At 61.2% G+C, this 14,656-nt stretch carries 13 protein-coding genes; 8 read left to right on the top strand and 5 right to left on the bottom strand.

The features are described 5' to 3' along the window. Nucleotides 1-10 precede the first annotated feature (10 nt). The 3 genes from ACWGTI_RS05215 to ACWGTI_RS05225 are packed head-to-tail and all read left to right on the top strand — an operon-like array spanning nucleotide 11 to nucleotide 2,072. The gene (locus ACWGTI_RS05215; protein ID WP_454586116.1) at nucleotides 11-844 is read left to right on the top strand and encodes a carbohydrate ABC transporter permease; all 834 of its coding nucleotides are present in this window, start codon (nucleotides 11-13) and stop codon (nucleotides 842-844) included. Nucleotides 845-855: 11 nt separating this feature from the next. Further along, complete coding sequence (locus ACWGTI_RS05220; RefSeq protein WP_454586117.1) at nucleotides 856-1,911, top strand: ABC transporter ATP-binding protein; 1,056 nt, start codon at nucleotides 856-858, stop codon at nucleotides 1,909-1,911. Beyond that, entirely contained in the window at nucleotides 1,908-2,072 is a 165-nt protein-coding gene (locus ACWGTI_RS05225; protein ID WP_454573322.1) for a hypothetical protein, read from the top strand. Before ACWGTI_RS05220 ends, ACWGTI_RS05225 begins: the two co-directional genes overlap by 4 nt. A 133-nt stretch (nucleotides 2,073-2,205) precedes the next feature. On the opposite strand, the gene ACWGTI_RS05230 is transcribed toward ACWGTI_RS05225, so the two are convergent. The 4 genes from ACWGTI_RS05230 to ACWGTI_RS05245 form a co-directional block, all read right to left on the bottom strand. Further along, nucleotides 2,206-3,177, bottom strand: a complete 972-nt coding sequence (locus ACWGTI_RS05230) for an acetylxylan esterase (protein ID WP_454586118.1) — start codon at nucleotides 3,175-3,177, stop codon at nucleotides 2,206-2,208. Nucleotides 3,178-3,347: 170 nt separating this feature from the next. Continuing rightward, complete coding sequence (locus ACWGTI_RS05235) at nucleotides 3,348-4,445, bottom strand: polyamine ABC transporter substrate-binding protein (protein WP_454586119.1); 1,098 nt, start codon at nucleotides 4,443-4,445, stop codon at nucleotides 3,348-3,350. A 144-nt stretch (nucleotides 4,446-4,589) separates the two neighbouring features. Then, nucleotides 4,590-6,965, bottom strand: coding sequence for an aminotransferase class III-fold pyridoxal phosphate-dependent enzyme (locus ACWGTI_RS05240; RefSeq protein WP_454586120.1), 2,376 nt, complete (start codon nucleotides 6,963-6,965; stop codon nucleotides 4,590-4,592). Between the two features lie 173 nt (nucleotides 6,966-7,138). After that, a complete protein-coding gene (locus ACWGTI_RS05245) occupies nucleotides 7,139-8,035 on the bottom strand; it encodes a LysR family transcriptional regulator (protein WP_454586121.1) in 897 nt (298 codons plus the stop codon). Between the two features lie 233 nt (nucleotides 8,036-8,268). Between ACWGTI_RS05245 and ACWGTI_RS05250 the strand changes: the two genes are divergently transcribed. From ACWGTI_RS05250 to ggt, 5 genes are all read left to right on the top strand, one after another. Then, nucleotides 8,269-8,910, top strand: coding sequence for a GntR family transcriptional regulator (locus ACWGTI_RS05250; protein WP_454586122.1), 642 nt, complete (start codon nucleotides 8,269-8,271; stop codon nucleotides 8,908-8,910). A gap of 91 nt (nucleotides 8,911-9,001) precedes the next feature. Then, complete coding sequence (locus ACWGTI_RS05255; protein ID WP_292639935.1) at nucleotides 9,002-9,853, top strand: transporter substrate-binding domain-containing protein; 852 nt, start codon at nucleotides 9,002-9,004, stop codon at nucleotides 9,851-9,853. 69 nt (nucleotides 9,854-9,922) lie between these two features. After that, a complete protein-coding gene (locus ACWGTI_RS05260; RefSeq protein WP_454586123.1) occupies nucleotides 9,923-10,636 on the top strand; it encodes an ABC transporter permease in 714 nt (237 codons plus the stop codon). Further along, the gene (locus ACWGTI_RS05265; protein ID WP_454586124.1) at nucleotides 10,633-11,325 is read left to right on the top strand and encodes an ABC transporter permease; all 693 of its coding nucleotides are present in this window, start codon (nucleotides 10,633-10,635) and stop codon (nucleotides 11,323-11,325) included. The genes ACWGTI_RS05260 and ACWGTI_RS05265 overlap by 4 nt, the downstream gene beginning before the upstream one ends. 129 nt (nucleotides 11,326-11,454) lie before the next feature. Next, on the top strand, nucleotides 11,455-13,041 hold the full coding sequence (gene ggt, locus ACWGTI_RS05270) for a gamma-glutamyltransferase (RefSeq protein WP_454586125.1): 1,587 nt from the start codon (nucleotides 11,455-11,457) through the stop codon (nucleotides 13,039-13,041). Nucleotides 13,042-13,354: 313 nt separating this feature from the next. Here ggt and ACWGTI_RS05275 read toward each other — a convergent pair whose 3' ends face one another. Next, entirely contained in the window at nucleotides 13,355-14,656 is a 1,302-nt protein-coding gene (locus ACWGTI_RS05275) for an NAD(P)/FAD-dependent oxidoreductase (RefSeq protein WP_454586126.1), read from the bottom strand.

Here is a 14,656-nt window from a genome sequence, read left to right on the forward strand (position 1 = left end):
GGGCGCGGCGATGATCGACCAGTCCACCAATCGCGCCTGGAAAAGCCTTGCCTGGGCCGTGCTGCTCGTCGCCGTCGTGGTCGCCTTGACGCCTTACGTCTGGATGGTGCTGGCCTCGTTCAAGAACCGCGTCGACCTGTTGTCGTCGGTGCCGAAATGGAGCTTCGCGCCGACGCTCGCCAACTATCCGGCCGTCTTCATCGACAAGGAATACTGGCCGCTGGCGATCAATTCGGTGCTGATTTCGGTGTCGTCGACGGTACTTTGCATCCTCATCGGTGCGCCGGCAGCCTATGGCTTCGCCCGCTCTGATTTTCCCGGCAAGGAAGACCTGTTCTTCTTCTTTCTGACGACGCGCATGGCGCCACCGATCTCGATCGCCGTGCCGCTGTTCCTGTTCTTCACCTCGCTTGGCCTGATCGACACCATCTATGCCGTGGTGATCGCCCACACCTCCTTCAACCTGTCGCTCGTCGTCTGGATGATGCGCGGCTTCTTTGCCGAAATCCCCAGGGAGATCGACGAGGCGGCGATGATGGACGGCCGCTCGCGGCTCGGCGCCTTCTTCTTCGTTGTCGCACCGCTGGCCGCGCCCGGCATCGGCGCGACGGCGGTGCTCTGCTTCATCCTGTCGTGGAACGAGTTCCTCTATGCCTTCATCCTCGTCGCCTTCGATGGGCGCCCGCTGACCGTCGGCATACCCGGGCTGGTGACGCCGCATGGCACGCTGTGGGGACAGGTCGCGGCGGTCGCCATCGTGGCGACGCTGCCGATCGTGCTTTTCACTTTCCTTGTCCAGAAACAGCTCGTCCGCGGCCTGACCTTCGGCGCGGTCAAGGGTTGAAGGGATCTTGCATGGCAATTGTTTTCGACGGCGTCACCAAGGCCTTCCCAGACGGGACGGTGGCGCTGCAGGCGCTCGACCTCGCTTTCGAGCCCGGCGAATTCCTCGTGCTGCTCGGCCCTTCGGGCTCCGGCAAGACCACAGCCTGCCGGCTGCTTGCCGGCCTTGAACGTCCGACCGCCGGCCGTATCATGGTCGAAGGCCGCGATGTCACCGACCTGCCGCCGCGCCTGCGCGGCATGGGCATGGTGTTCCAGAACTACGCGCTCTACAGCCACAAGAGCGTCTACGAGAACATCGCCTATCCCTTGCGCATCCGAAAAATGCCGGCCGCCGAGCTCGACCGCTGCGTGCGCGCCATGGCCGAGCTTCTCGAAATTACCCGCTATCTCGATCGCCGTCCTTCGCAACTGTCGGGCGGCCAGGCGCAGCGTGTCGCAGTGGCCCGCGCTCTGGTCTGGCAGCCGAGCCTCTGCCTGATGGACGAGCCGCTGTCCAACCTCGACGCCTTGCTGCGGCTCCACATGCGCACCGAGCTGAAGCGCCTGCATCGAGAGTTGAAAAAAACCTTCGTCTTCGTCACCCACGACCAGGAGGAAGCGATGACGCTGGCAACACGGGTAGCCGTGCTGCGCGAAGGCGCGCTGATCCAATATGACGATCCGCGCGAGATCTACCGGCGGCCGGCCAACCGCTTCATCGCCGAGTTCATCGGCCGTCCGGCAATGAACACGTTCGACGGCGATGTCCGCAACGGCGTCTTCCATGCCAGCGGCTTTACCTGCCCGCTGCGGGGTCGGCCGGACGGTCCCATCGTGCTCGGCATCCGCCCTGAACAGATCCAGCTCGTCGACTCCTCCGCAAGCGACGCGATCCTATTTGCCGTCGACGTCGTCGAACCGGTCGAGCCCGACGTGCTGATCTTCGCCAAGAGCGAGGCAAATGCGTTGATCGTCAGGACAGTGAATGACGATCGCGCCTACCACCCTGGCCAACCGCTGCATCTGCGCTTTCCGCCGGCAGCGCTGCACACCTTCGATGCGGTGTCGGGAGCGCGGCTGCCGTGAGCACGCTGCTCGCTCTGGCGCCGTTGGCCGCCGCCGCTCTGGTCTGGCGGCTGTTCTACAGCTTCAACCGATCGAGGCGCTGGTTCTCGACCGGCGAGCTCATTTTCTGGGACGCCATCGCTCTGGTCATCCTGCAGCTTGTCTGGTTGATCTGGTTTTAGGAACATGCTCCGGAGAGTAGGCGTCCAGCCCGATCAAGACGGCTGTCGGTAACGATGATCGCTTAAGCGGTTTGTAGAGCGAGCCACGTTCCACTGAGTTGGATGGTTGCACCGGCCCGAACCATCCTCGGCTTCAGTCGACACCGAACCGGTTGCCGAGCCACTCCATCTGCCGGCGCTCCTGGTAGCCTTGTCCGCCTTCATGGTTGTTGAATTCGTATTCTACGATGGTCTTTTCCCCCGAGTAGGCATTGAACGCCCCATAAACTGTGGAAGGGGGACAGACTTCGTCCATCAGGGCCACCGAAAACAGCGCCGCCGCCTTGGACTGCCGGGCGAAGTTGACGCAGTCGAAATAGGAGAGCGTTTCAAAGACTTTCGCCTTCTTCTCGCGATGCTGCGCCAGGAAACGGACGATCTCCAAATAGGGATCGCGCAAGGCAGTCCCCAAAGCGCGCGGAAAGTCGCAAAGAAACGGCACGTCGGCCATTACGGCCTTGACGCGCGGATCGATTCCGCCGACGGCGAGCGAGATGCCGCCGCCCTGACTGTCGCCGCAAACCGCGATGCGCTCGGGGTCGATGAAGTCCAGCCCTAGGAGAGCATCTATCGCCCTCACAGCATCGGTGAACACGCGCCGGTAATAGTAGTCATTCTTGTCCAGGACGCCACGCGTCATAAAGCCGGGAAACGAAGAGGTCGAGCCGACCGGATCGGCAGTCTCTCCTACGCTGTAGTCGCTTCCCTGCCCGCGTGTATCCATTCGAAAATAAGCAAATCCTGACGCCGCCCAGTGCAGTTGCTCATGTGCCAAGCCGCGCCCGCCGCCATAGCCGAGATACTGCACGACGAGGGGGAGCCGCCCCTCATGACGCGTCGGCAGGATCAGCCATCCTTTGATCGGGTGACCACCAAATCCCGGAAACGTGACATCGAAAGCCTGGACCGACTTCAGTGTCGTCTGCGCCGGTACGATGTCGACCTTGCCGCCGGCCTGGCGGGCCTCGGCGATGGTCGAGGCCCAGAACTGGGCAAAGTCACCTGGCGTGGCCACTTTGCTGACATAGGCGCCCAGTTCAGGCTGGATCAGATCTTGGAATGGCATTTGTTCCTCACAGTCGAATTAGAAGCAAAGTTGGCGATGTATCGCTCCGCACGCGAGCGTGGATGTACGCGTTACCGGTCCAACAGACGACCGCATCCCCGCCATTCTTCCGCGCACGGTCATAAGAGGCGCCGCCAAAAAATGGGCCAAGGCCCCCAACCATTTGCCGTTTAGCTGCCAGTCTTGATCTGGGTCCAGAGACGGGTGAGGACGCGCTGCTCCTTCGACCCGTACGAAGAAATCGTGAAAAGCTTCTTGAGCGTTTCCTGCGTCAGATAAACTGAAGGGTTCTTCCACACTGCTTCGTCGATGAATTTCTGCGAGGCGAGATTGCCGTTGGCGGTTTGGACATAGTTGGTTGACTTGGCAATGACTTCCGGCCGCATCAGGTAGTTGATGAAGGCGTGCGCCTCATCGACATGCCTGGCGTCGGCAGGGATAGCCAGATTGTCGAACCACATATAGGTGCCTTCCCTGGGGATCAGGTATTCGACCTTGACCCCGTTGTTGGCTTCCTTGGCGCGGTTCTTGGCCTGCAGCACGTCACCCGACCAGCCGATGCTGATGCATTTATCGCCATTCGCCAGGTCGTTGATGTAGGCAGAGGAGTTGAAGGTGCGGACATAGGGCCGGATTTTCGTGTAGATGTCACTGCCGGCTTCGAGATCCTCTTTCTTTTTGCTGTCGCCGTCCTTGCCGAGATAGTTCATGGCAATGGCCATAGTCTCCTCCGGCGCATCGACGATATTGATACCGCAGTCCTTCAGTTTGGCCGCATTCTCGGGCTTGAAGAGCACATCCCAGCTGTCGATCGGCATGTCGCCGAGTGCAGCCTTCACCTTGTCGACATTATAGCCGATGCCGGTGGTGCCCCACATGTAGTTGACGGCATATTCGTTGCCCGGATCATACTTGGCCAGGCGCGCCATAACCTCGGGCCACATGTTCTTCAGATTCGGCAGCTTGGACTTGTCGAGCTTCTGGAACACGCCGGCCTGAATCTGCCTGGCCAGAAAAGGTCCGGTTGTAACCACCACGTCATAGCCGGAACCGCCGGCAAGCAGCTTGGTCTCAAGAATTTCATTGGAATCGAAGGTGTCGTAGACGACCTTGATACCGGTTTCCTTGGTGAAATCATCAAGGATGGAACTGTCGATATAGTCCGACCAGTTGTAGACGTTGACCACCTTGTCCTGCGCCAGCGAAACGCCGGCTGAAAAGCATGCAGCCACCATCGTCACAGCCAGTCGAAATAGCTGTTTCTTCATGTTCGTTCTCCTGTTGGTCCGGCTTGCCATTTGCAGGCAGGCCGATGTTCCCTTCTCTGCGGAAGCAGTGCTGGTCTTCCGATCGTTCCCGATTTTCTGGGGGCGCGCCTGACATGCTTTGGCCCAGGCGAGCCCTGGCAGAGGTCATTGCAGTCCGCTCAAACTGTCGTCAAAAGCCGTGACGAACATATCGGCCTCTTTTCGCGACCAGATCAGCGGTGGGCGTAACTTGAGGGTGTTCGGTGTGCCTTTCCCTGTCAGGATGTTGCGCGCGAGCAAGGCTTCGACAAGCTGGTCTGTTTGCATCGCCGCCGGTTCCTTTGTGAGACGATCCGTCACCAGTTCAACGCCGGTCATCATCCCAAGACCGCGTACGTCGCCGATGATGGGATGCCGGTGCGCCAGACGCCCAAGCTCCCGGCGCAAATAGTCTCCTGTGGCGGCGCCGCGCTCGATCAGGTCTTCCCGCTCGATGACGTCCAGGACTGCCATGCCCGCCGCGCATGCGACGGTGTTGCCGCCGAATGTGCTGAACAACAGTGGATAGGTGCCGTCGAGGAACCGCTTCATAAGTGTCGAACCGAGGATGACGACGCCGAGCGGGTGGCCATTTCCGACCGGCTTGCCCATCGTTATGAAGTCGACGTTGTCGTCCTCGAGCCCGTTTGCCCTGAACCCCCAAAAGGTTCCCATGCGGCCACAACCGGCCTGCACCTCGTCCGCAATGACGAATCCGCCCGCCGATCGGACCTTTTCCGCAACGAGGTTGAAATAGTTTTCAGGCGCCCGCAGCACACCGCTCGAACATAGGGCGGTGTCGACCATGAATGCCGCCGGCCTGTGGCCTCTTTCGCGCAGGGTGGCTATCGCCCTGTCTGCGTCGGCGGCATACTTCTTTGCCGCCTGCGGGTCGTCGGCGAAAGGCCCCCTATACATGTCCGGGGCCATCAGGGTTTCAATCCGTTTGGGATGCTCGTCAGCGGGAAGGTGACGCCAGCTCTCATTGGAGAGCGCCGTCGTCATCTCGGTGCAGCCATGGTAGGCCTGGTCAATAATCAAACCGCCATCGTGCCTGCTGAGCGACATGGCTATCTGCATCGCCAGGTCGTTGGCTTCGCTCCCCGAGTTGACGAAGATGCAGGTGTCGAGGTGATCAGGCAGGTCGGCCGTCAGGCGCGCTGCGTACTCGACCGCCACGTCGCACATATACCGCGTATTGGTGTTCAACGCGCTGGCCTGGCGGTAGATCGCTTTCGCCACGTGCGGATGACAATGACCGATCTGAGGGACGTTGTTGTAGACATCCAGGTAAGCGGTGCCATCGGCGGCATACATCCATGCGCCGTGAGCGCGGGTGATGTGCAGTGGCTTGTTGTAGAAATGCCAAATCGGTCCCAGGTGAGCTTCGCGCTCATGCCTGAGCACGTCATAGTCATATGCGAGATGCTCGCCATCGTTGCTCGTGGCGCCATACACCGGAAACCGGCATGCCTGACGAAGCCGGCGGGCCGCCTGTGCGCGACCTTGACGGCTCAGCAACTCCATCATCCGAGGGTAGTGGCTGGCGTTGTCGATATGCGGGATGCCGGATTCATCGGTGGCTTCTCTCGCTTCCACGATGACAGTGGCCATGGCGAGGCGCAGGAGCAGCGCATCGAAAAGGAGATCGATCTCATTTTCTTCAAGCGGGTATGTCGAATCGAAACCAGATGTCACGTCGCAAAGGTAGGCGATCGGATCGTCATCGGATTTCGAGAATGTCTCGCAAGCCGTCACAATGTCCGCGACAATGGAATTGTGGCCCATATCGCCAAAATCGATGATGCCCACCGGCGATGTGCTGTCGTTGGGATCGACCAGGATATTGCCGCCATGTGAATCCTGATGCACGACCTGGCGACGCGTCTTCGACAATTGGGGAAGGGTAAAGCACTCGGCACGCTCGAAGATTTCCTCGCACAATTGCCGAAGCCTGGCGTCCGAGATCTTTGCGATCTGCGGGCGCAAGGCCAGGGCACGTGAAATGTCCCAGAGGTGCACATTGCTGCCCGCGTAAGGATGAAAAAAATCGCGCAGCGCATGGGCAAGCTGTCCAACCATCACGCCGATGTTGAACCGAGTGGCGGCGGAAAAGGCTTCCTCAACCTGCTCCATGACCTTCCCCGGAAGGAAAGTAAGCACACGCATCATGTGCCGGCAGCCGTGCTCGTCCTCGATCCATTCATACGGGGCGCCAGCGAGGGAGGGAACTACGCGAGGCACCGGAAGGGCCGGATCGCGCTCGCAGATATGCTTCAGGGCTTTGACCTGCATATCCACGACGCCTTCGGGTTCGCCTTTATTCGATATCTTGACGACGACGTCGCGGCCATCGGTGCCCTCGATCCGCCACGACAGATCGCGCTCGGAAACCAGTTGCGTGTACGTCCCGTCGATCCCATACCGGGTTGCCACGAGGCGCCTTGTCGCTTCCGGCGAAAAATTAGGAAGGTTGCGAAGCAGCAGAGCGTCCGTGCTCATTCCATACCTTAAGGCCAAATATCGATACCCGACGCGGCGACGACGTCGCAGCTGCACGTTTGGCAGGGAAGTCCGCAGGTGGCATTTTTGCGCTGCGCATCGCCAGCCGTAGGAGAGGCTAGACCTCTATCGACGTGGCAAGAATATCATTCAGAGAACGGATACATTGGTTTTTACAAATGCATCGGGTGCGCCCTGATGATCGCGTCGCGGACATAGGCGACATTGGCAGCCTGCTCGCCTGTTCGCGTGGCGACCTCGATGTCGGCGGAATAAGCCTCGTCGGCTATGGGAAGTCGGCGAAGACGCCCCTGCTGTTCGAACACGCGGGCAAAATGTATCGGCAGGACCCCGAGGTAGGCGCTCGACAAGACCATCAGAAGCTGCGCCTCAATATCAAAGGCTACCCGGTTCGGGGCGGTGTCGAAGCGGTGACGCCTAATCCCGTACCAATATCCTCTCTCTACCCATGGATGGCCGTAGCATTCCTCACTCGTAATCGTCTCGTCATTTCGGCAAAACAAAGGATGCGCCGAACCGCAAAATACCGCGTGCTCCTCTCGGTAGATGATCTGGTATTGCACGCTCGCGACTTTGATGTCGGAGCCGCCTATCCCAATGTCTATTTCGTTTTCCGCCACGGCCTTCGTTATGTCGTTGGGGCACATGATCTTGAGATCAAGCTCGATTTCCGGCGCAGCTTTGGAAAGCTCGGCAATAGCGTCGGCGAGCCGGAAACTTGGGTCGGTCGTTAAGCAGTCGACAATGCCGACGCCGACCTTTCCCGCCAAAGCGCTTCTAACCCGCGAGAGCCGGGCCGAACCGGAGTCCAGCATCCCGGTGATTTCCGTACAGATTTCGTAAACCCGACGCCCTTCATCCGTCAGCGAAAACCCGCGACGGCCCCGTTCACACAACTTCACGCCAAGCCGCTGTTCAAGCGCGGTCAGATGATTGGAGACTGTGGGTTGGCTCAGCGACAGTTCCATCTGCGCTGCGGACATGCCGCCATTGCGGACCACGCTTTCAAAGACACGAAAGAGATGGAGATCGGAGCCCGATATCTTCATGGGGGCAGATTGCACCAAATACGCCGGATGGCAATTGAGGCTGCCGACCGTGATTTGACCTGCTGGGAACCAAGCCGCGTGCCTTTGAAGCGGTCGAGATCGCCCACCTTCCTCCCTACTTCGTCATTGTCGGGTATTGACGCTCCAGCCAAATCCGGATTTGATGATACGTGGATACAAAAATACTTTCCGGGGGTGCCAAAGTGCCAGCAGCCTTCAGCGTCGACACACGCATGTCCGCTACTGCAGAAGAGGAGGCGTACGGGCATCTTCAGCGGGCGCTTCGCCTGGGTCGTTACAAACCGGGTGAACGGCTAATCCCCGAAGAGATTGCCGCCGAGATCGGTATGAGCCGCATGCCTGTGCGGGAAGCCTTTCGGCGCCTGGCTTCCGACGGCCTGGTGGTCCTGCGCCCCAATCGGGGATGTGTCGTCGCTGGCCTCACGGTTGATGAGCTTTACGAGATCTTCGAGATACGTTCGGTTCTGGAAGGACTCGCCGTCAGGCTGGCGATGCCACGGATCGACGAGGAGGAGCTCGAAGAGTTCGAGCGCCTGCTCGATCGCATGGAACGCGCAGGCCAGACCGGCAGCAGCGACTGGGTGGCCCGCCATCAGGAATTCCATGGCCGAATCTGTGCGCTTAGCGGAAGGCCCAAGCTCATCCACCAGATCTCGGCGCTGCACGTGGTGATAGAGCCATACATGCGGATTTGGTTCGATGACGCTCACAAACCGCATTCTGCGCGCGAGGAGCATGCCGCCGTGATCGCGGCCTTGCGTTCAGGCGACCAACTTCACGCGGAAAGGGTGATGCAGGAACATATTCTCGGCACGGCACCGCTGTTGGCCGAGTTCGTGAGTCCCAGCCGGTGACGAAAGCCGGCCGGGCAGGAATGGCCTCGAGCCGGCAATGCGGCCGGGCGTGGGAGCAGTTCAATCAGCCTATCAAAAAAAGGGGAACCAAATGAAATTCAATCGTTTGGCCGCAGTTGCGGCCGCACTCAGCATGTTCGGCTTCATGCACACAGCGTTGGCCGAGGACGCGCCCAAGTCCATAACCATCGCCACGGAGGGCGCCTACGCTCCGTGGAACTTCACCAACGCCGACGGCAAGCTCGACGGACTGGAGATCGATCTCGCCAACAATCTTTGCGAGCGGATGAAGGTCAAATGCACCATCATCGCTCAGGATTGGGACGGTCTTATTCCTTCGCTGAAGGTCGGCAAGTTCGATGTGATCATGGCCGGCATGTTCATCACACCGAAGCGCCTCGAGACCATCGACTTCACCCAGCCTTATGCGATCGACCCCGGTGGTTTCGCAGCCGCCAAGGATAGCGACCTGGGGAAGCTCGGCGCTTCGACCGAGAAATTCAAACTGGACGATGAGGCTGCTTCCAAGGCCGCGATCGAAAAGTTGAAGCCATTGCTGAAGGGCAAAGTGGTCGGCGTCCAGGCGGCCACAGCCATGCTCGAATTCGTCAAGAAATACTTCGGCGACACGGTGGAGATCCGCGAGTACAAGACGACTGAGCAGCATGATCTCGATCTGGCCGCGGGCCGCATCGATGCGATATTCGCTCAGAAGACGGCGCTCGCCGCGACGCTCGCAAAACCCGAATTCGCGGGCTTCACGGTAGCGGGGCCGGGCTTTGTCGGCGGCCTGTTCGGCGCCGGAACCGGTGCGGGCCTGAGGAAGGAAGACACCAAGCTCAAGCAGATGCTTAACGACGCGATCAGCGCCGCGATCGCCGACGGCACCATCAAGAGCATCTCGGAAAAATGGGTGAAAACGGACGTGACGCCGGTCAAGTAGCCACTTGGGACTTGTTCGGCCGGTCGGGTCGGCCGATCGGCCGGACACCCCTGATCAATCAGGTTTCACATGACCGATGCACTCCATATCCTGTCCCTGGGCAAGGGCGGCTGGGGCGGCGCGCTGCTCTTGGCAGCAGGCGTGACGTTTGCGCTGTCGGCCGTCGGCTTCCTGCTCGGCGCCCTCTTCGGCGCAATGGCTGCGGGTGGCCGGCTTTCCACGAGGGCAATACCGTCATGGGTCGCCAAGGCCTATGGCACGGTTTTCAGGGGCGTGCCCGATCTGTTGACGATCTACCTGCTTTACTATGGCGGTAGCATCGCCTTGACCGAGATCGGAAAATTCTTCGGGAGCGCCGGCTTCGTCGGGCTCCCGACATTTGCGACCGGCGTCCTGGCAATCGGCATCATTTCGGGCGCCTATCAAGCCGAGGTCTATCGCGGAGCATATCTCGCCGTCGATTCCGGCCAGTTCGAGGCTTGCAAGGCTTTGGGCCTGTCCCGGTTCCAATCGCTACGCCTCGTCATCATTCCACAATTGATGCGGCACGCCCTGCCGGGGCTCGGAAATGTCTGGCAACTCGTGCTCAAGGATTCAGCCTTGATCTCCGTGATCGGTCTCGTGGAATTGATGCGGCAATCTCAGATCGGCGCAGGATCGATGAGGGAGCCCTTCGTCTTTTACCTGGCCGCTGCGGCGCTGTATTTCCTCATCGCCGCGGTGACCGGATCGGTCTTCCGCTACGGCGAGGCACGAGCGTGGCGAGGCATGGTCCACGCATGATCGACCTGCATTTCTTTGGCGAGATCATTCCAACCCTTCTCTCCGGCTTGCCGCTGACCTTGCAGCTTGCGGGGCTGTCGATCGCAATGGGCTTTGCCTTGGCCCTGTTGCTCGCACTGGCGCAGCAGGGAAACCATCGGATGCTGGTCTGGCCCATACGCTCCTTCGTTGCCGTCTTTCGCGGCACGCCATTGCTCGTCCAGATATTCCTCATCTATTACGGCCTCGGCCAGTTCCGCCCTACACTTCAGGCAGTTGGGCTCTGGTGGCTGTTTCGCGAGCCCTATTGGTGCGCCATCATCGCGCTCAGTCTCAATACCGCGGCCTATGGCAGTGAAATCCTGCGGGGTGCGATACAGGGTGTGCCGCGTGGCCTTGTCGAGGCGGCCTCTGCCTTAGGCATGAGACGGCTCCAGACCCTGCGCCTCCTCGTTCTGCCTTTGGCGCTGCGCCAAGCCATTCCAAGCTACAGTAACGAGATCATCCTCATGGTGAAGGGTACGTCGCTCGCATCGATCGTCACCCTGATGGAAGTGACGGGCATCGCCCAGGGGCTGATTTCTCAGACCTATCGCGCGGTGGAAGTTTTCGTGGCTGCCGGCGCGATTTACCTCAGCATCAATTTCACGATCATCTCGGCCCTGAATGCCCTGGAGACCTGGCTGACGCCCTATCGGGTCCGTGCATGAAACATGACCGGCGCATAATCAGGAGAATTGATATGGGCTGCGCCGACAAGCCGAAACGATCTGCTGCCGTGTTGTATTACGCGATGGTGGAAATGTCGCATCCATCAGACCAAGGGATACAAAGACAGAATGCGTGATTTCCAGTTTCCCGGCCGCTCGCCGGTTCGTGCCACCGAAGCGGTCGCCGCGACTTCGCACCCGGTGTCGACGCTTGCGGCGATCGAGATGCTGCGCGCCGGCGGCAATGCCATGGACGCGGCAATCTGCGCCGCCGCCGTGCAGGGCGTGGTTGAGCCGCAATCGACCGGCATCGGCGGCGATTGTTTCGTGCTCTATTGCCCGGCGGGACAAGGTGAGGTGCTGGCCTTCAACGGCTCAGGCCGCGCGCCGGCGGCCGCGACCGTCGACTGGTACCTGGATAAGGGTTTCAGCGAGCTTCCAAAAGAGGGGCCGCACGCGGTGACGGTGCCGGGCGCCATCGATGCCTGGTGCCGGCTGCTGCAGGACCATGGCAGCAAGGACCTCGCCGAGGTGCTGGCGCCGGCCATTCATTATGCCGAGAACGGCTATGTCGTGCATGACCGCGTCGCCTTCGACTGGGCCGAACCGGAGACCGACCTTTCCGCCGACGAACACGCCGCGCGCATTTTCCTGCCCGGCGGCAAGGCGCCCAGGGCCGGCGACGTCCACCGCCAGCCGGAACTCGCCGCCACTTTGCGCATCATTGCCAAACAGGGCCGTGCCGGCTTCTATGAAGGCACGGTTGCCGACGATATGGTGCGCCGGCTCAAGGAATTGGGCGGTCTGCATAGCCAAGAGGATTTCGCGGCGACCGAGGGCGACTATGTGGCGCCGGTCAGCACCTCTTACGGCGGCTACGACATCCACCAGATGCCGCCGAACAACCAGGGGCTGACGGCACTTCTGATGCTGAATGTGCTGTCGGGATTCAAGCTCGGCGGGCTCGACCCCAATGGCGCCGAGCGGCTGCATCTCGAGATCGAGGCCGGGCGGCTGGCCTACCAGGACCGCGACCGTTTTGTGGGCGACCAGGACCAGGTCCCGGCGCCGGTCAAGCAGCTCTTGTCCGCCGCCTATGCCGACCGGCTGCGCGCCGAGATCGACCCCGCGCGGGCGATGACGCATCTGCCGAAGCTGGACCTGCCGGGCAGCGACACGGTGTACATCACCGTGGTCGATCGCGACCGCAACGCGGTCTCCTTCATCAACTCGACCTATTATTCGTTCGGCAGCGGCGTGGTCAGCCCGAAGACCGGCGTGGTGCTGCAGAACCGCGGCTCAAGCTTCCGGCTCGATCCCGGGCATCCCAATGCGATCGCACCCGGCAAGCGGCCGATGCACACGATCATGCCCGGAATGGCGACCCGGAATGGCCGCGTGGTTATGCCGTTCGGCGTCATGGGCGGCGGCTACCAGCCTTTCGGCCATGTGCATCTTTTGACCAACATGATCGACTTCGGCATGGATCCACAGCAGGCGCTGGATGCGCCGCGTGTGTTCTACAATGACGGCATGGTGGAAGCTGAGCGCAACGTGCCCGCCGGGGCCATCGCCGGCCTGCGCAGGCGCGGCCATGCCATTACCGAGCCGCACCATCCGCTCGGCGGCGGCCAGGTCGTATTGATCGACTGGGACAAGGGAACGCTGACTGGCGCCTCCGATCCCCGCAAGGACGGAATGGCGCTTGGCTACTGAGCGGATCCACGCGGCAAGGCCAGCCGCTTGCCGGACTCCGGCGCCGCCATAAGTGCCGAGCCCGAATCGTCCGCTGGACTTTCACCAGCACTCGTTTGAAACATAGCCGGTGACCATGACCCAAAATCACCCAGATCTTCGTCGCAGGCGCCGATGATGCCGCGGCGATCCTGGCGCCCGACAAGGCCGCGCTGACATCCGCGGATCACGCAACAACATCGTTCGTTTGCTGCAGGCAAAATCCGACTACCAGACCTTTCTTGCCCGCGCATCATAGCGCGGTGCAAAACCTCTCCATCGTCTCGCCGCAGCCTCAGTGCTTGATGCGGTCGCGCATCGCGTACCACAACATGCCCAGCACATAGAGCGGACCGCGCAGCGCCGTGCCGCCGGGGAACGGCAGCGGCATCAGTGTCGAGAACAGGTCGAGCCGCGCGGCATCGCCGGTGATGGCTTCAGCCAAGAGCTTGCCCGAGAGCGTCGACAGGATGACACCCTTGCCGGAATAGCCATGCGCGAAATAGACCTCGCCATAGTGCCCGACATGCGGCAGCCGCGACGTCGTCACCGACACCAGCCCACCCCAGGCATGGTCGATGCGGCAGCCTTTCAGCTGCGGGAAGGTGGCTTCCATATGCGGCCGCACGAAGCCGGCAATGTCGGTTGGCGGCGATGGCGTGTAGCGCTCGCCGCCACCGAACAGAAGCCGTCCGTCCGCCGACATGCGGTAGTAGTTGACGACGAAGCGCGTATCGGACACCGCGACATTGGCCGGGATGACATTGCGCTTGCCCTCCAGCTTCTCGGTGGCGACGATGTAGTTTCCGACCGGCATGATGCGGCTGTTGACGCGCGGCTCCAGTCCGTGCAGCAACGCGTCGCCCGCCAGCACGACATGTTTGGCGCTGACCGACCCCCTTGCTGTCGAGACCCGGATCGACGGTTCCCGCTCCAGTTTCACCGCCACGGAATTTTCGTGGATGATGACACCGGCGGCAGTCGCGGCACGGGCAAGCCCGAGCGTGTAGTTCAGCGGATGCATGTGGCCGCCGAGCGGTTCATACATGGCGCCGAGATAGGGCGTGTCGACCTTGGCTCGAGCGTCGGCCGCAGACAGGATCTCGACGTCGCGGAACTTCATCGCGCTGTCGAGGCATTTGGCCTCTTCTTCCAGGTCCTTGAGATCGGAGCCGTTGACCGCGCCGACCAGATGGCCGGTCAGCCTCAGGTCGCAATCGATGGCATGGCGCTCGATGATATCGAGCACCAGGCCACGCGCCTCGAAGGCGAGGTCGAACAGCGCCTTCGCCCGCTCCGGCCCGAAAGCCTTGACCAAGCCCTTGGCGCCTTTGCGTAAGCCCGGGATCATCTGCCCGCCATTGCGGCCTGACGCGCCCCAGCCGATCTTGCCGCCTTCAAGCAGCACCACCTTCAGGCCGCGCCCAGCGGCATGAAGGGCGGCGGACAGGCCGGTGCAGCCGCCGCCGACCACCACCAGGTCGGCGTCGACATCTCCCACCAGCGCCGGATGGTCCGGCGCCGGATTGGCGGTGGCGACATAGTAGGATTTGCCGATATCGAGACCGGAATTGAAACCTGTTGGACTGGAGGCCAT

This window comes from Mesorhizobium sp. ArgA1, assembly GCF_053714375.1.

Excerpts from the sequence above, each read along its gene's own strand:
- ACWGTI_RS05215 (WP_454586116.1), top strand. The coding sequence starts at position 11 with ATGATCGACCAGTCCACCAATCGCGCCTGGAAAAGCCTTGCCTGGGCC.
- ACWGTI_RS05220 (WP_454586117.1), top strand. The coding sequence starts at position 856 with ATGGCAATTGTTTTCGACGGCGTCACCAAGGCCTTCCCAGACGGGACG.
- ACWGTI_RS05230 (WP_454586118.1), bottom strand. The coding sequence starts at position 3,177 with ATGCCATTCCAAGATCTGATCCAGCCTGAACTGGGCGCCTATGTCAGC.
- ACWGTI_RS05235 (WP_454586119.1), bottom strand. The coding sequence starts at position 4,445 with ATGAAGAAACAGCTATTTCGACTGGCTGTGACGATGGTGGCTGCATGC.
- ACWGTI_RS05240 (WP_454586120.1), bottom strand. The coding sequence starts at position 6,965 with ATGAGCACGGACGCTCTGCTGCTTCGCAACCTTCCTAATTTTTCGCCG.
- ACWGTI_RS05245 (WP_454586121.1), bottom strand. The coding sequence starts at position 8,035 with ATGAAGATATCGGGCTCCGATCTCCATCTCTTTCGTGTCTTTGAAAGC.
- ACWGTI_RS05250 (WP_454586122.1), top strand. The coding sequence starts at position 8,269 with ATGTCCGCTACTGCAGAAGAGGAGGCGTACGGGCATCTTCAGCGGGCG.
- ACWGTI_RS05255 (WP_292639935.1), top strand. The coding sequence starts at position 9,002 with ATGAAATTCAATCGTTTGGCCGCAGTTGCGGCCGCACTCAGCATGTTC.
- ACWGTI_RS05260 (WP_454586123.1), top strand. The coding sequence starts at position 9,923 with ATGACCGATGCACTCCATATCCTGTCCCTGGGCAAGGGCGGCTGGGGC.
- ACWGTI_RS05265 (WP_454586124.1), top strand. The coding sequence starts at position 10,633 with ATGATCGACCTGCATTTCTTTGGCGAGATCATTCCAACCCTTCTCTCC.
- ggt (WP_454586125.1), top strand. The coding sequence starts at position 11,455 with ATGCGTGATTTCCAGTTTCCCGGCCGCTCGCCGGTTCGTGCCACCGAA.
- ACWGTI_RS05275 (WP_454586126.1), bottom strand. The coding sequence starts at position 14,656 with ATGGCCTCCAGTCCAACAGGTTTCAATTCCGGTCTCGATATCGGCAAA.